Origin of the sequence: Dictyobacter aurantiacus, from assembly GCF_003967515.1 — a bacterium.
In the GTDB taxonomy this organism is placed as follows: domain Bacteria; phylum Chloroflexota; class Ktedonobacteria; order Ktedonobacterales; family Ktedonobacteraceae; genus Dictyobacter; species Dictyobacter aurantiacus.
Genome location: NZ_BIFQ01000001.1, coordinates 2,730,590 through 2,751,851, shown reverse-complemented (window position 1 = coordinate 2,751,851; position 21,262 = coordinate 2,730,590). Strand labels below are relative to the sequence as shown.

Below are 21,262 nucleotides of genomic sequence, written 5' to 3'. Positions count from 1 at the left end.
ATCAAAGGAGAGAGAAGATGCACACTATTCCTGAGCCGGACGAGCCGGAGTATTTTCTGAAGAGCTTTCCACGCGATGCGTTTCCTACATACGATTGGGCCGAGCGGCCTGCTACGCTGCCCGATGATGCCTGGACCACCGAGACAACCCATCGTGATGGTCAGCAGGGAGGCCTTCCCCTTTCAACTGAGCAGAGTTTGAAGATCTATGATATCCTCTGCCGCTTCACAGCAAATTCGGGAGCGATCAGGCAGGCGGAGTTCTTTGTTTATCGTACCTCGGACCGGACAGCGCTGGAGGGCGCGCTTGAACGCTATCGGGGTGGCGCTCCTATAGAGCCAACAACATGGATACGAGCAACCGCTAAAGATGTTGTGCTGATTCAAAGCCTGGGTATCCGCGAGACGGGGATGCTGGCCTCAGCCTCGGATTACCATACATTCCACAAATTCAAGCCTGGCGGCCGCAACCAGGCCGCGCAGACCTACCTGGACGCGGTAAAGATGACGCTGGACGCTGGCATTCGTCCCAGGCTTCATCTGGAGGATGCCACGCGTGCCTCAATGGATTTCATGCGCCCTTTTATTCAGAACGTGCAGGAGATCAGCGCATCCTACGGACCCGAACTACGTCCGAAGTTTCGCGTCTGCGACACCATGGGACTGGGTCTGCCGTTCGAAGATGTGGCGTTGCCACGCAGCATACCTCGGATCTTTCAGGAGATGCACAGGCTGGGCCTACAGTCCAGCGACCTCGAATTTCATCCCCACAACGACACATGGCTCGTCGTCGCCAACTGCCTGGCGGCTGTGCGAACTGGCTGCAGCGTCATCAATGGCACCTCACTGGGCAAAGGTGAAAGAACCGGCAACGCGCCCCTGGAGGCCATCCTGCTGCATCTGATCGGCATGGGATACTATCAGAAGCAGCAACCATGCTTCCCGGCTCTAAATGAGCTGGTGCGGCTGTATGATGAGATGAACGAGCCGGTTCCACCGAAGTATCCGCTCTATGGGCGCGACGCCCATCGCACCAGAGCGGGCGTACATGCTGATGGACTCAACAAATTCTGGTGGATGTACGCCCCTTTCAACGTACCCGAGCTATTGGATAGGCCGCTGGAGGTCTCCCTCACCAAAGAAAGCGGCCTGGCGGGTCTGATCTTCCTGGTGCGACAGCATACGGGGCGCGAACTTTCTAAAGACGATGCCCAGATACAGAAAGCTTACGCCTGGCTCATGCAAGAGTTTGATGCGGGGCGTCAGACCAGTGTCGAATGGGAGGAGATCGAACCGATTATTAATCGGGCGTAGTGCCCGCGCACGGGCGACCGCCCTGCTATCATGTGGGGTTGATGTGCTGGTTGCGCCATGGCGCAACCAGCACATCAACCCCACATGATATATCCATATGTTTCACAGGCACGAAATCAGAGGTATATTTACAGGCCGTAAGCCTGGATAGTCTGCTGGAAATGGGGGAAATCCGTATAGATTTCGGCCTGGATGCCAGCCTGGCGGGCTACTTCTACGTTGAGAGGGGTATCATCCCAGAAAAGAACATTCGATGGATCGATGGTGGGGAGAACATCCAGAATACGCTGGAAGAAGGCGACATCCCTTTTCAAGACGCCGAGGTCAGCGGAAGAGAACATGCCATCGAAGTCGCGCGCAAATCCCATCTTTTCCAGGATGTACGCCGTGCGGTATTTTTCCTGCTGGGTGGCCAGGTAGCAGCGGATGCCTCGCTGGCGCAATTGCTGGATAAAGGCCACCAGCGGAGCATCGATGACGTGCTCACAGGTAAACCAGTAATCGAGCAGGGCATCCACCGATTGAGTCCAGCCCCATTGCTGAAGGTAGGGTGCGATCTCTGTTTTCAGATCGGCCGAACCAGTCAGGCAGGCCAGAAATTTTTCCTGGAAAAAGGGGGCAGTCATCGCGGGGGAGATGCCATAATCTCGTTCGAGGTGCCTGGAAAATGCTTCGCCGTTGGCCAGAACGCCATCTATGTCAAACAACAAGATTTGAAGCATGCAAAGACCTCCTGTCTTATTTTCTTCATGGGGATATGTGCGCGCCCCCGCACAGGCGGCCGCTACGCGGCCGCACTGATTTTGTGAGTTGGTGCAGCAGGGGCGCGAATGCGCCCCTGCTGCACCAACTCATATGAACATTGATGGGTTACACGTCCCTGCTGCACCAACTCATATGAACATTGATGGGTTACACGTCCCTGCTGCACCAACTCATATGAACATTGATGGGTTACACGTCCCTGCTGCACCAACTCATATGAACATTGATGGGTTACACGTCCCTGCTGCACCAACTCACATGAACATTGATGGGGTTACACGGCCCTGGTCTTTTTATCTGCCTGTTCTGCGGCCGGCACACCCTCATCCGGGAGGGGGGCCAGAGCTTCATCCAGGGGATGAGTCAGGCGGCGTTGAATGGCCGCGATCTCATTGGCAAAGATGCGCCGCACAATGGCGACCGTACCGGCATAGGTAGAGTCCATACCAAAATAGGACAGGCTACCAGCTCCAAGGTTCTTGCCGCGTGTGTACGGAGTATCTGAGGCATAGTGCAGGATGCCCAGTTCATAGGGCAGGCTGAGCAGATTGATATTATCATCGGTGGGATAGCGGGTCAGATACTGATCTTCGTAGATCGCGTTCAGGTAAGGTCCACCCTCCATCTCAACGACGGTATAGTTGGACTGGTAGTAGAAGTCCAGGTACTGGCGATTCTGCAGATAGGTCCCTTTGGCGGACACGGCCTTCTGATTGTCCAGCACGGAACCATAAATCAGGTAAGGCTGAACCTCGTTGGCGCGGAACGTATTATCGAACCAGTAGGTATTCTGGCTGTGCTCATCCATAATGACGTTAGAGATCATCACATCACCGATGCTGCCGTTAAGGGTTGCCGCCTTGCCCAGCACATAGATACCGCAGATCTGGGAGAGATTCTCCATAATCTCACGCATCATCCGATAAGCGGCCATACCTAGAGGATAATCGATATTGAGAATGATCGCGTCGCTCTTCTTCAGGACATCCATGCCAGACATGCGGCTACGAGGATCAATCTCGGAGGGAATAAGTTTGGACAATTCAAAGACCTGAGCATCGATCTCCAACCCATGGCGAGCACCCACATGCCAGATACCACGATCCTGCGCCTCCTGCAGGCGTGCACGAGCAGCCTCGCGACCAGCCGAAGTTTTCAACCACTCACGAGTCGCAAAATACAGGAAATTCTGCCAGTTGCCCGGCACGGTCCCCTCTTGAATCTTCGCGCACTCCTCAGCCAGGTACGGGTCCGCGCCGCTGCGTGCGAACTCGATCAACGCCTTCTCGTTGCGCAACGAGAAGCCCGAGAGCAGATTGATCAGGCTATGGGTGTTGCTGGAAACGAAGTAGACCGGGCGATCCGGCTGCCCCAGGGTATCCAGCAAACTGCGCACCGGCGCCCACCACTTGCGCGTGGCCTTCACATATCCAACGTGTGAGCCGCCCAGCATGCGCAGATTAAAGCTCTTCTTCTGAGAGCCGATCTCGTGTAATTTCTCCCACAGATGGTCGCCCCAGATGACCTGCAGGCGTTGCCAGTCATCCTCCGCGATATGCAGCCGCTGACGCAAAACCTTGCTGATCTCAGCAAACACCGGCGACCCCGGATCCACCTGGGTCTCCAAAAGCTGCATCGTAGTGGGATCTTCCTTCAGCAGATAATACATTTTGTTCCATTCGATCTGGAAAGCCACCAGTACGGGAACAATGTCATCTGTATCGCTGACGCTGGCAACATAGGCGGCAAGCGTCTTCTTGCCATTATAAAACCACTTACGACGGCGCGCGGAGGCCGTTACAGCCTGCCACTTGTTGACATGAAAACCTTGCTGAAGAAAAACCTCCTCAGACTGACCCAACAGCACCAGTTCGCACTGATTAATGACATCAGGTAAGCGCAATACGCTATAGATAAACGCCGACATATCCGGGTAGGGTTTACGTGCATCGGGATGGAGGCTTGAATCGATATTATAGTGCGCCTGTATCAAGGCCTTCAAATTAATCTCGCCAGAGCTGCGCAGCAGCGTATTGTAGGTGCGGATGTAGAGCTCAACATCGCGTTTGCCGGCCGCATGATACTTCTCACCATGTTCCAGGCCCGGGGTCATGGTAGCGGCATGCCGATTCTGCTCAATCAGCACCTCATCCTCCATGTGCTGATCACCGGCCGTTTCATCGCGAGGGACATGCTTCAGGGAATGATTTTCATTATTATGTTGGTCTTCGGACTTGCGTTTATATGGCATAAATGTGCTCCTCTTCTCTGAGGCAGGAGGGTAACGTATGGTCAATATGTTTCATCTATTATAGCGCGTACACCAACACAATGGGGAGAAAATCAGAAGGTTATACGACCAATTGCTTAGGTTTTTGTAAAACGACAATATATTGATGGGCGATATTGGGAATATAAGCGAAGGGATACCCATACGGTCGCAGGCGCGTACCCGCCTGGTACCAGATAATCTCGCCTTTCGGCACAAAGCCATGCAGCCGGGCGCGGCGCGCCAGATCCACATGCGTAAATATATACTCGCCATGCTGATAGGCGTTGCGCACGATGATCGCCATATATTTTTGTGGTTTGAGCAATGTATAGCAATGGCAGAAAACCTGCTCCATCGCATCCAGATACGCTTCATAGCTGGCAAGATTAGCGAGGTCGGCAGGGTCGGTTGAACGCATATCATAGTCGGTGCGCCGATTAGAGTAGGTCTCAGCATAACGGCCGTTGACCATCGTCTTTTCCAGGTGAATATTATAAGGAGGATCGGTCACGATAAAATCAAAGGAGGTCGGATCCAGTGTCGGCAAGATGTGGAGGCTATCACCACGGACCAGCGTCTGCGGCTGGATCGCTCCCTGACTCTCGGACAGAATAAGTTTATATATATCTATCCATTTCTGATTGATTTCAATGCCCAGAGCCTGGCGCGCCTTGCGACAGATGGAGGCGCCGATCAAGGTACCCCCGACGCCGGCGAAGGGATCAAGCACTTTCCCGCCGGGCTTGGTAAAAAACTCGATCAACTGGCACATCAATTGAGGAGGCTTATTGGCGCCATGGGCTTTACGCAGATGGTGTCCGTATTCGGAAGGATACGCAGTTGTGATAACGCTTTTCGTGAAATAGAGCCACTCTGCACCAGTCAATTCATTCAAAGCATTCCGCGTCGAAATATCATCATTTTCCACGGTACCACTCCCAGTAAAAAGCGGTTAACGCCGACCGGCATTATCCCGCGATAATCCCACAAAGGTATTGATAATCATAAATTATCGCGCCAAAACAGGCTATTTTAGCGTACACTATTGAGAGGAGATATTACTAAAATGTTGGGTGTCCCCATGCCTGACATTTCCCCCTAGTAATACCTCCACCTTTTTTTGGTGTCTACTGTGGAATAGTAATTATACTGCTTATACGTTGCTCGGGTGTAAATAGCAGCAAAAATGCTGCTTTATTTTTGAGGTGATTGGGGAGACGCTCCGGGGTCTCAGGGGCCGCCCTGCGGGCGGCCCCTGAAGTTTTATAACGTGCTGCAAATCGTGCGCATCGCGCATGATTTGCAGCACGTTATAAAACTTGTGTTGATGCAGGCTATTTGTTAGTGAGGGTAAGGGTCGCCATGGATTGGCCGGAGAGGTAGGCTTGCATGGCACCTGCTTCTCCACGGATGGGCTCGACATTGCCGTTGTCATTGCTGTCGACGCCGTTGAGGGCGTGGTCGGCGAGGCTCATGGCCTCTACAGCCTTGTTGTGATCGTCGGGGTGGGCAAGCAGGTAGCGGGCATCCTGATGGAGGGTTGAAAACCAGTTTGAGAGATTTTCGCTGGCGAAAATGACCTGTTGCGCATATTTTCTGATATTATCGGTCGAATCGGCCTGGGTAGCAGCCAGCGATGCATGGGCGCCAACGGTGCTGACATAGCCATCGTTATGCTGTCCCAGCAGGCCATAGCTACTTGAGAGTGGCGGCACATGGGCCGAGGAGCAGGCCTGGGATTTGATGACCGGTTTCTCTGCATCCTGGCCATCCAGCAAAACAAGCATGTTCTGGGCCAGGCATTGTACGGTGGTCTTATCATTGGTCGTGCGCAACTGCTGGGACAAGGAGTAAAGCTGGCGCGTCTGGGCCAGCAAGCCAGGCAGCAGGGCTACCTTGTTGGGCGTCTCTGGATATGAAACCAGGAGATGGTTGATATGCATGCCAGCCATGGGTGGGAAGTGAGCGCTGAGCAGCACACGTCCAGTGGGCAGCGTCGCCTGCGTTGTCTCTACCGTGATCTGCAGGGTATTGCCTAGAGACAGAAGGTTGCCATCTGGCTGACTAAAGTTGACAGTGTATTCATCACCTGTCTTTGTGAGCGTTCCCAATGCCTGAATATGTAGTTCGTGTTCATTGACAAGCCAGGCCTCATAACGGGAGCCGTTTGATAAAGGCTGCAGCCCCCGTACGTTCACAGAGACGCTATTGATGCCTGATAGGGCATTGGAAGTATCATGGAAACTGGCGACTCCATTGACAGGGGGAAGCGCCATCGAGGCCACACTGGTGAGAGGCGGCTGCGCAGAAGAGATATGCTTGTTCTGCCACAACGCAAAGATACCGGCCGCGATCCCAACACCCAGGATAGCGAGGATGACCGCGATAAAGACAAGATTGCGACCTGTTGAGGGCGCGCCCGTTTTGCGATCGGAACGATGCAGGGATGGCGCTCCCGCGAACGGCAGAGGTACTGGTGAAGGCGTTGAACCAGAAGCTTTACTGGCCGGTATAGGCGTCAAAGGATACACCGGGGCAACAAAGGGTTGGTGAGTCTGCCCCTGAGCAGCGCTCTCGCTCGCCTCCTCATCTACCCACTGCTTCCCTGCTTGAACCTGAGCAGGCGCTTCAACCCCTGATCGCAAATGAACAGGAGGAAGAGGCGAACCACAATGTCCACAAAAAACAGCATCCGATTCAATCGGCGCCTGACAACCGGGGCACAACATGATACTTTTCCTTTAACCAGACACTACTCTACAACTACACGACCTACATACGCGATAACGTCTCACGCGCAATAACCCACATCTACTACAATTACTTACCCTCTATATTAACCAATACAACGTTGTTATTCAGTAATTTTTATTATATGCAGTACGTTTGTCAACAGTTCCATGATACTATGGTAGGAGATTACGGCTAGCGCGATAGAGGCCAGCAAAATATGCAAGGTCCGCCATGCCTGAATAATGCGCCGGGCGCGTTTTTGTCGGACCAGCGAACGCTCCAGCCTGGCGTGTTCCAGCAGCGTAGGCTGGACGCGCTTCCAGTCGGCTCGCTCATGGGACGCTACCTCTGAGTCTGGATAGATGGTACGCCCCTGAGACTCCAGGGCCTCAGCGCAAGCGCGCTTAAACTCATCCGATTTACCAGCGCTATAGCGTCCAACCGTATATTTCAACGTGCGCAGATGCTCCTCGATCGAACGCTCAATCCCGATGCCGTTAGAACTGGCCTCACGAGCGATAACGCGTGTCTGCCACACATCAAGCAAGCGTCCGGTGACGCCGCTAACCACCAGAAAGATCAGGGCGAACAGAGCGCCCGGGGCCCAGTATGTCTGTGTCAGGCAGCTCAAATTACGGCAATACTCATGTGTCACATACACATAGTTCTCGTGCAGCAGCGCGATCAAAATAGTGATTACGCCCAGCCAGGTATGCATCCACAGCCAGTTCTGTACTTTGCCAGGCAGGCCACGCACGAAGCGACGGCGCAGCGAATAGCTAGCGGTCACCAGCACCAGCACGTAGGAAAAAATCCCAAACAGCCGCCAGGGGTCCGTGAACGGCTCTGGATCACCCTGCGTACGAACGGCATAATAGTACCAGACCAGGATGACGAGATAGAATAACACGCTCATGGTCAACCAGAACCAGCGGGCCCGAGACGTAGGGGACTTCCACAAACGTCGCAAGCCGCGATTTTGAGATACCTGTGGTTGTTTTGTCGTCACGGACATAGCATGTTCTCCTTTCCTGTTGCCGCCGGAGGCGGAGGAAATCAGCGAGCTTTGCGACTCAGGATATCCTCTGTTGAACCGAAGAAGGTAACAGGGTTCACACGGATAGCCGCGCCTGTCGGGCAGGCCTGGACGCAGGCCTGGTTGTTGTAACCCGCGCAGAGGTCGCATTTAATGGCGATCTTCTTGCGCAGATTCTCAAGGCCATCGTTAACAAAGGGCTGTAAAGGTCCGGGCTCGGCGGGTGTCTGGGCCATGGGCAGCACTTTGCGCCCCCGTTCTTTACCAAAACCTTTACTGAAAAAGCGACTGAAGCGCTGCCAGCTGGCAGGCTGAGCCTCATTCTCGTCCTCGGTCAGAGAAACAATCGAAATATTATCGTAAGGGCAGCGCTCGGCGCAGATACCGCAGCCGATGCAGCTTTCGGTGATATAGACCTCGCCGCTCGGCTTACGCGCGATCCCGGCCCGGCTACACAGCATACACACGGGGTCCTGGCACTGGCGACAGGCCGTGACGATACTCATATTGCCTACGACCATACCCTCGCGATTCATGCGGGACTGGCCATGGCGGCGCTCGCAGGCCTCCTCACATTCATTGCAATGAATACACTTATCCAGGTCGATGACCAGCACCTCAGTCCCTTCGACGACGCCATCGCTCACCAGCGCGTGCAGGCCCGAGCGAGCCTCGGCTGCCGAGGAGGTATTCACCAATGCCTGCTGCAATTGCTCCGGATCAAACGGCTCGAAGACCGCGCTATGGGCGGCGGTATTAGCCTCCTGGTACAACTGGACGCGTTCCTGGATCCGCTCCTTAAAGGCTGGATAACGAATCAGGAGAGTCTTTAATTGCACGCGCGTAATTTCGGCGACCGTGACACGGGTGATAGCCGTCACCGTTACCGCGCGCCGATCACCCAGCATATCCAACCCACCAACGAAGTAATCTCCGCGCTGGCGATAGGCGATAATGCGCTCTGGATGCTCGGAACGGCCAGTCTTGCGGGCTACCCTCACAAAGCCATCCAGCATCAGATGGAAAGTCTCACGTACAGGTTGTCCTTTGCGCTCTTCGCTAAATAGTTGTTCCTCGCGCTCAAAGCGTTGGATAGTCGCCTGAGTAGCCAGCGCATGTATATCTTCAGTGGAAATATCCTTAAATAGCTCCAGGCGCGAAAGCATATCCTCAACCGCCCGCGCGCTACTCAACTGCACAAAGAATTCCTGAACCGCCGGAACTACCTCCATCAGGCGCTGCATAACCTGCTCGGGCACCTTGAGCACAACGGTACGGTCCTGGGCGGACCGAACCGTCACGCTACGCGGCTGACCAGTGAGCATCCCCTGCTCACCGATATATTCGCCGCGCCGCAACACAGCCAGTGGCAGGGACCGCTGATCGGTACCCTGGGAGAAGACCTCGCACTGACCATCCAGGATAAAAAATATATCGCGTCCGAATTCGCCTTCACGCATCAACTCGACGCCAGAGGACAGGGTCAAAATGTCCGAGGTCGCCACAAAATGCAGCAAATAATTATCCGGTACCACTCGGGCGTCGCTGAATATAGCCTGTTCACGCAGACAAAGCAGTACCAGCGAGACATCCCATCCCGGAGGCAGGTGTCCCATGGCTTTTGAAAGATCAACCTGGCCATTCCAGGAGATACCCAGGCGCTGCTTGAGCGAGAGCATCAACAGGTCGCGGTGGTTATCGACCGGGCAGACGGGTACACACGAGCCGCACATGACACATTCGTCGGTAAAGCGAGCAACGATCGGCGTGATCTCGTCCGAGACGTTGGCGCGATTCAGATCGGCGATGGTGACCTGGTTGGATAAGGGGACGGGGCATGCACGCATACAACGATCGCACCCAATGCACATGTCTATTTCAAAGTTGATCTCTTCCGTGTCCAGTATTCGCATATCCGTGCGATGGGTCATCCCGACTTTGAAGTTCTTTTGGGTTGTTTGCATTTGCATGTTTTGTTTCTTTCCTTTTCCTCAAAAAAAGGGGAGAATTGTCTGTGGTGCCTGCGGCACCACAGACAATTGAAAGTGATGGGGGCACAGCCCCCATACCCCCAGGCAGAGGGCTAGCCGCCCTCTGCACTCCCGCTTAAAAGGGAGTGATTTATCTGACGGTGCCTGCGGTACCATAGACAATGAAAGTGATGGGGGGCACAGCCCCCATACCCCCAGGCAGAGGGCTCGCCGCCCTCTGCACTCCCGCTTGCAGGCAGCTATGATGCGTGCAGGGAGGAACTGCAGCCAGCGCAGAAGCGGGCAACTGGCATGTTGACGACTCCGCACTTTGGACAGATGACAACGGGAAACGGCGGTCTGGTGGCTGGCTTTGTTGCGTGGACCGGCGCGGCCGCTGGCATGCGGACCTGGGTCTCCGTACCCGTTGCAGGTTGTCTGACGGCTGGCGATCCTTTTTTGCCATTTGGAATCGGGCTTCGCTGGACCGGTGGGTTGATGGCCATGGACTGCAATTTGGAGGTTTTCTCCTGACCAGATTGCAGATCAATAAAGAATATAGTGGTTGATCCTAAGACGATATGGTCGCCGTGTGAGAGCCGATACGGCTGATCGATCCTGCCCTGGTTGATGGTAACGCCATTGCTGCTGCCCAGGTCGCGCATGTAAAAGCCTTCCATGGTGGAAAAGACTTCCGCGTGACGACGCGAGATCATCATGTCGTGGATCTCAAGATCGTTGCCGACTTCACGACCAATGGTGATAGATGACTTTGGCTTCAAGAGATGTACATATGGTGATTGCTTGCGCTCCCCTTTGACGCTGGACGGCAGAATGATCAGCGCGGGCGTTGCTTTTAAGGCTTTCATGATTGTCGGAGGCAGTGGCTGAGCGGCACCAACGGGCAAGAGATTTTCATCTAATTCCTGCTGCTGCGGCGGCCTGACTGGCTGTGGCTCAGCGGAAAATTTCTGGCGCGCTGGTGCAAGGTTATCAAAATTGAGGGGGCGCAAGAGAAAACAAAATGTGACGGTATTGCCAAAGCGCAATACATCATTGACCTTCAAGGGATACGGGCGCTCAGGGTCGAGCCGCTGCTCATTCAAGAAGGTGCCATTAAGGCTCTTTAAATCAATAACAACATAGTGCCCATTCTGAAAACCAAGCTGAGCGTGACGGCGTGAGATTGAACCTTCATTGACAACCAGGTTAACTCCCGGCTGGCGTCCAATCGTCACAAACTTTTCACGACTCAAAGCAGTTTCGGCGATGTGCAATGGAACATGCGGATCAGCCACGTGCACCAGCAGTGCCTCAGTATGTTGAGACGGTAATAGTTCATGTAACATAGGATCCTCTCCCGCCCGGGGTTCCTGGCCATTGCCAGGTATAGCAATCACGTGTCGAGTATCTGTACCGCCCGCACGCTGCACCCCCAGTTGTAGAGGGGGCACTTGCAAGCGATCCAGATAGGCCGCCAGGTCAAAATCTTCCTTCATCAAGGCCGAGGCGACAGACGCCAGGTTGACCTGGTAATCGATCGCGCGCTTAAAGGCCAAAGTATGCTTGCGATCGCCCAGAGCCAGCATGCCAACCGGGACGCCATCGCAGAGCAGAACCTTACGATAGGAACGTGGTTGTGGTTCAGCAACCAGTTCACGATAGCCTCTGGCATTGGTCAGGCCAACAGATGCAAAGGGCAATCCATACAGAAACGTCGCGTTATAAAAGGTCGCGGCATGAAACGGCCGGCTGGAGTCCAATATATTAAGCATGCTATAGGCGGCCGCCCGTGCCTGCTGAATAGACGGATACCACTGGCCGATGATGCGGGCGCGCTGCGTACCTGGCATCGTTGTTTCCACCACATCGCCGGCGGCGTACACATCGATGGCGCTGGTGCGCATCTGGTCATCAACCAGCAGACCACGACGGCAGTGCAAGCCACTGGCCTGCGCGTAGTCAATATTGGGCTCAATACCTATCGCGACCAGCACCAGGTCGCAGGTAATACGCTCGCCCATACTGGTCTGGACGGCGGAGACCCGGCCACGTGAGCCAACGATCTCTGTAACCTCCGTCTCTAGCCGTACATCGACCCCATCACGTGTCTCCTCCTGCAGTACCAGGTCCGATGCTGTAGCGTCGAGCACCTCGGACCACAGCAGGCTTTTACGCAGCAAGTGCGAAACCTGGTGCCCGCGATGGCGCAGCGTCTCCACTGTCTCCAGAGCAAGCGTGCCGCTACCAACCACGACGATCCTGCGCGCGGAAGGCAGGCGCTCAACAATGGCCTGGTAATCCTCTACACTACGCAGGGTGAATACGCCTTCCAGGTCACTACCGAGACAGGTCAGGTGAGCCGGACGGGCTCCACTAGCCAGCAACAACTTTTCGTATTTCACCTGTCCGCCACTTTGCAGCAGAACGATATGCTGCTCCGGCTGAATACGCGTTACCCTCTCAGCCAGAAAATGAATATGCTGTGACTGATAATAATTAATCGGGCGGGCCCACAGTTTCTCCTCAACCACGCGGCCGGCCAGGTAGTCCTTGAGGGCGGGGCGAAAGTAGACGGGATGCCCATCTTCAGAGATCACTCCAATCGTCGCCTGCGGAGCCTCCTGACGCAACGTTTCGGCCGCGGTAATACCTGCGATACCATTCCCGATCACTAAAAATGAAATCTGATCAGCCATGCATATCCTCGACATTCTTGAATCCGCTACAATGTGAAAAATCGAGACAGGGCAGACAGAGCACTCTATCAGAAACGCGAAGAGAGACCAGTCTGTGCAGCCCGCACAATCCACATACCCACATACAACCTCCCCTGTACTTCAGAATATACAGGATTGCACACTCTGACATCATTATAGGTACATATCACATTATTGTATCTGAAGCGCCCTGTACCTATATTCACCCTTCATCTTACCAGAGAAAGCTAGAAATGTATCTATCTTGCCTCTAAGAGCATTACCCATTTCCTAGTGTTTGTTACGAGGAGGGCGCTGACGCGCCCTCCTCGTTTTAAAGGAATCTGGTGTGTTTGCGACAATGCGCTCCGCGCATTGTCGCAAACACACCAGATTCTTTTACATAGTATCTACAGCTCTCATCTGTTTTTTATGGATTGGTGCAACACAACGGGTAGGTGCGGATGCACCTACCCGTTGTGTTGCACCAATCCATAAGCAAGAAAAGATTTACGGGACGCGGATACAATGGCATTGGGGGGAGATTTAGTAGCTGCCAAATGGTCCCAAAAAGGCTAGTACAAAAACAGGTGTTCGAAGTGAATATTGCCAAGCATCTTAAATATAGGGCATACTTATAGGACTAACTTATTCATAAATCACTTGCTCACTATGCTTTTTTTTGAGTTTTTTAAGACGGAGGATATTTAATGGGGGCGGACTTCGCGCATCTGCATGTACATACAGAGTATTCGCTGCTGGATGGCTTCAGCCGCATTAAGAAGCTGGTAAAACAATCGAAAGAGCTGGGGATGAACCACCTGGCGATTACCGACCACGGGGCGATGTATGGGGCACTGGAATTCTATAAGGAGTGCCGTAAAGGTGGGGTCCATCCTATTCTGGGTGTTGAGAGCTATCTGGTGGCCGACCATAAGGATAAGCCGAAATTCAAGCAGGGTGACAAACGCTATTATCACCTGCTGCTGCTGGCTGAGAGCAATACCGGCTATCGCAATCTCATGAAGCTGATGACCCTCGCCAACACCGAGGGGATGCACGCCAACCGGGCGCGTATCGACAAAAAGCTGCTCGAACAATACGGTGAAGGTATCATCGCTACCTCCTCGTGTCTGGGCGGTGAGATTCCGCAACTGTTGATTGAGGGCAAAGTTGACGAAGCCTATAATACCGCTCGCTGGTTCCGCAACACGTTAGGACCTAATAACTTTTATTTAGAGATTCAGGATCACAACGGCTATCCCGAACAGTCGAGCGTCAATCAGCATCTCTATCAGATGGCTAAAGAGCTGCAGATGCCGCTACTGGCCACCAATGACCTGCACTACGTCATGCACGATGATGCCCACGCCCACGAGGTTCTACTCTGCGTACAGACACAGAGTAGTCTCACCAATCCCAAGCGCTTCAAGTTTGAGAGCGACGAGTTCTTCTTGCGCAGTCCAGACCAGATGTTGCAACTCTTTCCAGAGCTGGGGGACGCGCTGCTCAACACGGTGCGTCTGGCCGAGCGCTGCGAGGTCGACCCCTTCGCCTACAAGGCGCAGCTTCCGGCGGTTGACATTCCACCCCAGTACCGCACGCCCGATGAATATTTATACGCGCTCTGTGAAGAGGGTATTCGCTATCGCTATGGTGAGATGACCGAGCGCATCAAGCAGCAGCTGGACTACGAGCTGAGCATCATCATACAGAAAGGCTTCGTACCCTACTTCCTGGTAGTGGCGGACTACGTCGGCTGGGCACGCGATCATGGCATCCGCTGTCTGGCCAGGGGATCGGCCGCCGGAAGCGTCGTCGCCTACTCACTGGGTATCACCAACGTCGATCCATTGCGCTATCAATTGCTCTTTGAACGCTTCCTCAATCCAGAGCGCGACGACATGCCTGATATCGACATGGACTTCCCGGATGACCGCCGTGAAGAAGTCATCAGCTACCTGGCCAACAAATATGGGCACGAGTGCGTGGCGCAGATGGCCACATTCATGACCATGGCCGCCAAAGGAGCGGTGCGCGACGTCGCTCGTGTGCTGGAGAAGCAGACCCTCGGTGACCGCATCGCCCGGCTAATTCCCAGTGGTCCAAAAGTTACCCTGCAAGGTACATTGGACTCCGTCAAAGAGCTCAGCGATCTGCGCGACAGCGATCCGGACGCCAAGGAGCTGCTAAACCTGGCATTGGAGCTTGAGGGATCCGTGCGTGGCACCGGCGTCCACGCCGCCGGCGTGCTGGTCGCCAATGAAGCCCTTGATAAGTTCGTGCCCCTGCAGATCCGTGAGGGTCGCTACTCCACACAATATGAGCACGCCCATCTGGAAGAACTGGGGCTGATCAAATATGATATCCTGGGCCTCTCCAACCTGACGATCATCGATAACGCCCTCAAATTTATCAAGGAGGCGCGTGGAGAGGATATCAACCTGGAGAAACTCCCTCTGGATGAGATAGAAGGAAACGAGCAGCAAAACGCCAAGCGCAAAAAGGCCTTTGAGCTGCTGGCGGCGGGCGAAACGACCGGAGTGTTCCAGTTAGAAGGTGCGAAGATGCGCGAATACATCAAAATGCTGCATCCCACCTGTATCGAAGACATCACCGCCATGGTCGCCCTCTACCGTCCCGGTCCGATGGATAGTATTCCAGACTTTGTTGACGCCAAACACGGACGCAAGAAGATTACCTATCTGGATCCCCGCCTGGAGCAGTGGCTGGCCGAATCCTACGGTGTCATCGTCTACCAGGACCAGGTGCTGCTGATCGCCGTTAACCTGGCCGGCTTCTCCTGGGGTAAGGTGAATAAGTTCCGTAAGGCACTCAGTAAAAAGATCATGCACGAGGTGGAAGGCTATAAAAGCGACTTCATCCAGGGCTGCATCAAAAACGGGGTGGCGCCCGAGGTGGCTGACCAGCTCTTCACCCTGATCCTGCCGTTCGGTGGCTATGGATTCAACAAGGCGCACGCCGCCAGTTACGCTGTAGTAGCCTTCTATACCGCCTATCTCAAAGCCAACTATACGGCTGAATTTATGGCCGCCACCATGACCGCTGAGGCTGCCGACGCCAACAAAATCTCCAATGCCGTCGCCGAATGTAAACGCATGAACGTCGAGGTCTACGGACCCGACGTCAACCGCTCGGAGCGCGGCTTTACCATCGAGAACGACGGTGTCCGCTTCGGTCTGCTGGCTATCAAAGGTATCGGTGATGGACCGATCAACGAGATCGTGCGCGCGCGCAACGAAGGGGGTCCCTTCAAATCCATGGCCGACTTCTGCACGCGGGTCGATCCCAAAGCGGTCGGCAAAGGCGCGATCGAGACCCTGATCAAAGCCGGCGCCCTGGATTCGCTGGAAGGCGAGAACAAGCGCCATCAGATGCTGGCCTCCGTTGAGCGCGCCATGCAGTTTGGCAAGAGTGAACGCTCGGCCAAAGAGCGCGGCATGATGAGCCTGTTCGGAGACATGGAGGAGATCAGCAGCTCGCTCAGCTTCTCGCTGAATCAGAACGTGGCCGAAATCTCGCGCAAGCAGCTGCTGGCATGGGAGAAGGAACTGGTCGGCATCTATATCTCCAAACACCCGCTGGCCTATATCAGCGACCTGATCAAAGATAAGGCTACCCATAGCACGGCCGACATCACGGAGGAGATCGACAAGCAGAAAGTCACCGTCTGCGGCACCATTAAAGAGGCACGGAGGATCACCACCAAAAAGGGCGATACTATGTGCATCGCGCAGCTAGAAGACATGTATGGCACCATCAGCGTCACCATCTTCCCACGCACCTATGAGGAGACCGCCGACAAATGGGTGGAAGACACAGTTGTCATCGTACGCGGTGAGGTTCAATTCAGGCGTGACGAACCATGTATTCTCTGCAACAGCGTCAATCCCTTCAAGGCCGTCGAAGAAGAGATGAATCGTAAACAATACATGGTCTGGCTCAAACTCCAGCTCACCGGAAACGACGAGATTTCGGTCTCCAACGACATCATGAAGGTCCAGAACATCAAGCGCTATCTCAGCGAGAAACCAGGCCGCGACCACTACGAGATTCTGGTCGCCAACGGCGAATGGGAGATGCGCCTGACGCCGCAGGACAACACCATGTTCTATACCGAAGAACTGCGGAACAGACTGGAAGAAGAGCTCGGCCCCGGCATGATCGAGGCCAAAGTGCTGGCGTAAGCATCGCCTGAGGCTGACACGAGTTTTCGCACCTACGGTGCTCAATTTTCATTCAATGGTGGTGCGGCAGGGGCGCGAATGCGCCCCTGCCGCACCACCATTGAATGAAAGGACGGGGACGCCTGCGTTCCCCACGCTTCTGAGCAATTCCTATATGGATGACCCTGGTTTTGACAGTTGAGTATCTGAATCGTTATACTGAGAGGAAACCTAAACATTTCTAGACTCGTATACTCACTAATAGATACATTGATTGATACATCCTAAAAAAAGCAGAAAAGGTTATAAGATTGTGGGTTTCGATTATAAGGGTTCTGAATCGAACGAAGATAGACACATTACGCAAAAAAAGCCCTCTCCAGAAGCCAACGCATCCACGCAACAGGATAGCGAACAGCAATCGAGGTTGACGTCAAACCAGTCTGCAAATGAGCTTGAGAATTATAGGGAACCGCAATACAGGGAGCATGTTTCGGGGCCATTACAGTTTTCAGGCGCACCACAGGCACCATTCTTCAATGCTCCTGCGCGTCCTCAACAGCCGCCACAGGGACCGCAGGTGCCAGCGCAGACGGCGTATCCCCCGATGAATAATCAACAGCCTGGCTATAGAGCGCCTTATCCTGCGCAACCACAACCCGGTTATGGGGCCCCCTTGTATCCCGCACAACCATATCCACAGCCCGGCTATGGGCAGCCGAACAACGGCTACGGACAGCCTTATTCAGGCAATGGACAGCACGCGGGAGGTAACGGCTGGGCGTCCCCTTATCAGCATCAACCGATGTATAATAACTATGCCCCTCAGGGCTACTATCAGCCATATAACGGCTATTATCATGCGTATGGATATCCGCCTCCCTATGGATATCCCTATACCTGGCAGCCTCCCAAACCAGCAAGGGACACCTATCAATTTGTCGTTGCTATTATCGCTACTATATGTTCCAGTATCGTATTCCTTACAGGCATTATATGTGCTTTTATCCTGTTAATAACAGTGATTATGATGCCTTACAGCTCGATCCAGAGCAAGCCAGAGCAGTTGTTTGGTAGCATCACCATGTTTACGGCCCTGAGTATCGCGGGCCTGGGTGGAGGAACGTTTAGTCTCTATCACAGCATACGAGCCCTGCTACGCAAGAAATCGTGGAAATTTAAGGTTCCCTCCATCAAGCTGAGCAACATCAGGCTGCCATGGTTCGTGGTCTTTCTGGTTCTCTATATTGTGATGGTCGCCATTGGTCTGCTAATTCGCGGCAACATACAGGTCGCGCAAACCACCTGGCTGACGGTCCTGCTCATCGGGCTAGCGGGCTTGCTGCCGGCGCTGACGATATTCACGCTGGGAGCGTGGCGCATCAACCGCAGAGATGATGAGCACTGGACGACCACGTGGAGGCGTGTCGCGGTCGCCCTCACCAGCGGAGCGACATCGGCTATCCTTTTCGCCATGATCTTTGAGCTGATTCTAGGTGTGGTCATTCAGGCCGGCCTGCATCTCAACGGCTTTCAGCTGGATGATCCAAATATGCCAATTCCTAACAATACGCGCACCCTTATCTACCTGTTCCTGGTCGTGTCGGTTGTCGCGCCACTGGTAGAGGAAGGCGTCAAACCGCTCGCCGTGGTAGTCATGATCAGGCGCATCGGCAGTGCCGCGGAAGCTTTTTTGCTCGGCATGGCCTGTGGCATCGGCTTCGACCTCGTCGAGACCTCGGGTTACATTGGCATGGGATACAGCAACTGGGTAGATATCGCCATCCAGCGCAGTTCGGCTGGTCTGCTGCACAGCTTTGGAGCGGGCATGACAGCCCTGGGCTGGTATTACCTGACCCACTCGAAATCCCTGCAACGCCATCGTATCTGGATCGGCCTGGGCTGTGGAGCATACGCTGTACTGCAGCACGCCATCTGGAACGGCTCGTTCGCCTTCCAACTACTGCCAGCTCCTGTGGGTCCATACTTTGACACAGGGACGATCAACATTGGAAATTACCCTGTACCATCGATCCTGATCATCTATACCATCGAAACGATACTGATGGTGCTCTTCTTCCTCTTTGTTACAGGCAAACTAAGAAAAGATAGCACCAGAGATCGGCAGCCGGGCAACGCCCCCCGGCTGGTTGATAAAGATAAGGAGCGGGTAGCGCAAGAGGTGGTGCATAACCCCTCTTATGCTCAGCCGCAGCCATATCCAGCGCGCTAGCGCTCCTCTTGTGGTCGCCCTGGAGAGTTTATGGCTGGAGCGCAATGGGGCTCATTCGAGCCCCATTGCGCTCCAGCCATAAACTCTCCATGGCCATTTAAAAGTAGCGAACAGCGGGGTCAAGGGGCGGCTAGCCCCTTGCGGGGTGCGGGCGAGCATGCCGGGGGCATGATCAGTCCCCGCTCACTCCTCCCTCTCTCACCGCCGCCGAAGGCGGCAAGAAAAGACTTTTAAATGGCCCTGTAAACTCTCCGAGCGACTTGTATTTCTTAACATTTTATGGTATTGTTTAAAAGGTTAATCTCTGCAGATAAAAATAACGTTAGCGCAGGCAGAAAGGGATAGCATAAATGTTAATAGCACCAACCATCCTCTCCACAATGGCTGCAGTTTCTACAGGCAGCTTTTCCAGGGTTGAGTGCTCGCGCTAGCGTAAGGCCATAAAAGGCACGCTTCATACATTTCCTCATAAGCATTAAAGAACCATAACCTCGCTATACATCACAATGAGCAGGATTTATGGCGGGAATGCTATGCGCATAGCTTCTTATGATGTAGCTATTGACGCCACGTGGGCACTCCTATCCACCCATTTCAACTACAAGCAAACAAACGTCATCGTGACGCAAGGAGTGACACTGCATGCATTTCAAGCTGCACAAATTTGATGCCTTTACGATCTATCTCATGATCGCGGGTCTGGGTTCATTTGCCAATAGCACCATCTTCTCCATCAACATGGTCTACCAGATCGAGGCCGTCAGGCTAAATCCGTTGCAACTGGTCCTGGTGGGGACCGCCATGGAGGCCGCCTGCTTTATCTGGCAGGTACCGACCGGCATACTGGCGGACGCGTACAGCCGGCGCCTGGCCGTCATGCTCGGCTACCTGCTAATGGGAGTCGGCTTTCTATTAGAGGGGCTCGTACCGACCTTCCTGGCAGTCATTGTAGCCAATGTACTCTGGGGTTGGGGAGCTACCTTTGTCACAGGGGCCGAGGAGGCCTGGTGCGCCGATGAGCTGGGAGATGAGCGCGTGGGCAACGCCTTTATCCGTGGCAATCAGATCGGACAGGTGGCCTCGCTGGTGAGTATTCCGCTGGGCATCTGGCTGGCGACCTACCGGCTCAATCTGCCGATTATCGTGGGCTCCACGCTCCATCTGCTCCTGGCTGTCCTACTCTACATCTGGATGCCGGAGCGCAACTTCCAGCCAATCCGGAACAGCGAACATAACTCCTGGCAGGCCATGGGAAAAATGATGGCGGATGGTGGCAAGGCAGTCAGGCGAAGCAGGATGCTACTGACCATCCTCTGTATCACCGCCTTTTCGGCCATGGCCAGTGAGGGTTTTGATCGCTTACAGACCGATCACTTCATCAAAAACTTTGCCTTTCCGGCCATCGGGCACCTGAACACGCTAGTCTGGTTCGGCATTATCAGCGCCGGAGGTTCCATCCTCTGCCTGATCATTACAGAACTGGTGCGGCGGCGCGTCCATGCCAGTCAGCAGCGGCAAATGATCAAGGTAATGTTTAGCTTTCAGCTGCTCTTAATCGTCAGCGTGGTGGTTTTCGCCCTCTCAGGCAACTTCTACCTGGCGTTAGGCGCCTTCTGGTGTGCCAGCATTGGCCGTAGCGCGGCCAGCCCGTTCTATATGACCTGGATCACCCGCAACAGCCCGCCAAGGATGCGCGCCACCATCATCTCGATGTTTGGGCAGGTAGACGCCATCGGACAGATCGCGGGCGGACCGGCGGTGGGCTATATTGGTACCCTGGTATCCCTGCGGGCCGCCCTGATCAGTACCAGCGCCATCCTCACCCCAACCATCATCTTCTTCTGGCGCGCCCTGCGGCTCAGCAAGAAAACACCCGTCTACAGCGACGGAACCGAAGGTGAAGCAGGAGAAGCGGTAAAAGTCTGATTCCATGCTTGACTGAGTTTATGCCTATATGGTACAGTAGACTTAGAAACAAAAAAGATAGAGGCTGTGAATGGGGCAGGTTGGGCAGACAAGCTAGTAGACAGAGAGCAATGTCTCGGCTGAAAGCA

Annotated in this window: 11 protein-coding genes; 4 read left to right on the top strand and 7 right to left on the bottom strand. The window is 54.2% G+C overall.

Annotation, left to right across the window (positions count from 1 at the left end):
- Positions 1 to 17: 17 nt before the first annotated feature.
- Positions 18 to 1,313 (top strand): hydroxymethylglutaryl-CoA lyase-like TIM-barrel protein, encoded by a 1,296-nt coding sequence (locus tag KTT_RS11040; RefSeq protein ID WP_126596026.1) that lies wholly within the window; start codon positions 18 to 20, stop codon positions 1,311 to 1,313.
- 128 nt (positions 1,314 to 1,441) lie between these two features.
- Here the strand turns inward: KTT_RS11040 and KTT_RS11035 are convergent, their stop codons facing one another.
- The 7 genes from KTT_RS11035 to KTT_RS11005 all read right to left on the bottom strand — a co-directional run bounded on the left by KTT_RS11035 (position 1,442) and on the right by KTT_RS11005 (position 12,788).
- Positions 1,442 to 2,035: an HAD-IA family hydrolase gene (locus KTT_RS11035; protein ID WP_126596025.1), complete on the bottom strand. Its 594-nt coding sequence runs from the start codon at positions 2,033 to 2,035 to the stop codon at positions 1,442 to 1,444.
- Positions 2,036 to 2,352: 317 nt separating this feature from the next.
- The gene (locus tag KTT_RS11030) at positions 2,353 to 4,329 is read right to left on the bottom strand and encodes a DUF6909 family protein (RefSeq protein WP_174844786.1); all 1,977 of its coding nucleotides are present in this window, start codon (positions 4,327 to 4,329) and stop codon (positions 2,353 to 2,355) included.
- Between the two features lie 100 nt (positions 4,330 to 4,429).
- A complete protein-coding gene (locus KTT_RS11025; protein WP_126596024.1) occupies positions 4,430 to 5,278 on the bottom strand; it encodes a TRM11 family SAM-dependent methyltransferase in 849 nt (282 codons plus the stop codon).
- 406 nt (positions 5,279 to 5,684) lie between these two features.
- On the bottom strand, positions 5,685 to 7,079 hold the full coding sequence (locus tag KTT_RS11020) for a zinc ribbon domain-containing protein (RefSeq protein ID WP_126596023.1): 1,395 nt from the start codon (positions 7,077 to 7,079) through the stop codon (positions 5,685 to 5,687).
- A gap of 125 nt (positions 7,080 to 7,204) precedes the next feature.
- Entirely contained in the window at positions 7,205 to 8,098 is an 894-nt protein-coding gene (locus tag KTT_RS11015) for a hypothetical protein (protein WP_126596022.1), read from the bottom strand.
- 41 nt (positions 8,099 to 8,139) lie between these two features.
- A complete protein-coding gene (locus tag KTT_RS11010; protein ID WP_235845670.1) occupies positions 8,140 to 10,089 on the bottom strand; it encodes a cyclic nucleotide-binding domain-containing protein in 1,950 nt (649 codons plus the stop codon).
- 260 nt (positions 10,090 to 10,349) lie between these two features.
- On the bottom strand, positions 10,350 to 12,788 hold the full coding sequence (locus tag KTT_RS11005; protein ID WP_160145795.1) for an FAD-dependent oxidoreductase: 2,439 nt from the start codon (positions 12,786 to 12,788) through the stop codon (positions 10,350 to 10,352).
- Positions 12,789 to 13,498: 710 nt separating this feature from the next.
- Here KTT_RS11005 and KTT_RS11000 point away from each other — a divergent pair.
- From KTT_RS11000 to KTT_RS10990, 3 genes are all read left to right on the top strand, one after another.
- Positions 13,499 to 16,996: a DNA polymerase III subunit alpha gene (locus KTT_RS11000; protein WP_126596020.1), complete on the top strand. Its 3,498-nt coding sequence runs from the start codon at positions 13,499 to 13,501 to the stop codon at positions 16,994 to 16,996.
- 586 nt (positions 16,997 to 17,582) lie between these two features.
- Positions 17,583 to 19,208, top strand: a complete 1,626-nt coding sequence (locus KTT_RS10995) for a PrsW family glutamic-type intramembrane protease (protein WP_126596019.1) — start codon at positions 17,583 to 17,585, stop codon at positions 19,206 to 19,208.
- A gap of 642 nt (positions 19,209 to 19,850) precedes the next feature.
- On the top strand, positions 19,851 to 21,134 hold the full coding sequence (locus tag KTT_RS10990; protein WP_126596018.1) for an MFS transporter: 1,284 nt from the start codon (positions 19,851 to 19,853) through the stop codon (positions 21,132 to 21,134).
- Positions 21,135 to 21,262 lie beyond the last annotated feature (128 nt).

Bases quoted from the DNA above. Each gene is read 5' to 3' on its own strand.
- KTT_RS11015 (WP_126596022.1), bottom strand. From the start codon at position 8,098: ATGTCCGTGACGACAAAACAACCACAGGTATCTCAAAATCGCGGCTTG.
- KTT_RS11040 (WP_126596026.1), top strand. From the start codon at position 18: ATGCACACTATTCCTGAGCCGGACGAGCCGGAGTATTTTCTGAAGAGC.
- KTT_RS11010 (WP_235845670.1), bottom strand. From the start codon at position 10,089: ATGCAAATGCAAACAACCCAAAAGAACTTCAAAGTCGGGATGACCCAT.
- KTT_RS11020 (WP_126596023.1), bottom strand. From the start codon at position 7,079: ATGTTGTGCCCCGGTTGTCAGGCGCCGATTGAATCGGATGCTGTTTTT.
- KTT_RS11030 (WP_174844786.1), bottom strand. From the start codon at position 4,329: ATGCCATATAAACGCAAGTCCGAAGACCAACATAATAATGAAAATCAT.
- KTT_RS11035 (WP_126596025.1), bottom strand. From the start codon at position 2,035: ATGCTTCAAATCTTGTTGTTTGACATAGATGGCGTTCTGGCCAACGGC.
- KTT_RS11005 (WP_160145795.1), bottom strand. From the start codon at position 12,788: ATGGCTGATCAGATTTCATTTTTAGTGATCGGGAATGGTATCGCAGGT.
- KTT_RS11000 (WP_126596020.1), top strand. From the start codon at position 13,499: ATGGGGGCGGACTTCGCGCATCTGCATGTACATACAGAGTATTCGCTG.
- KTT_RS10995 (WP_126596019.1), top strand. From the start codon at position 17,583: ATGAATAATCAACAGCCTGGCTATAGAGCGCCTTATCCTGCGCAACCA.
- KTT_RS10990 (WP_126596018.1), top strand. From the start codon at position 19,851: ATGCATTTCAAGCTGCACAAATTTGATGCCTTTACGATCTATCTCATG.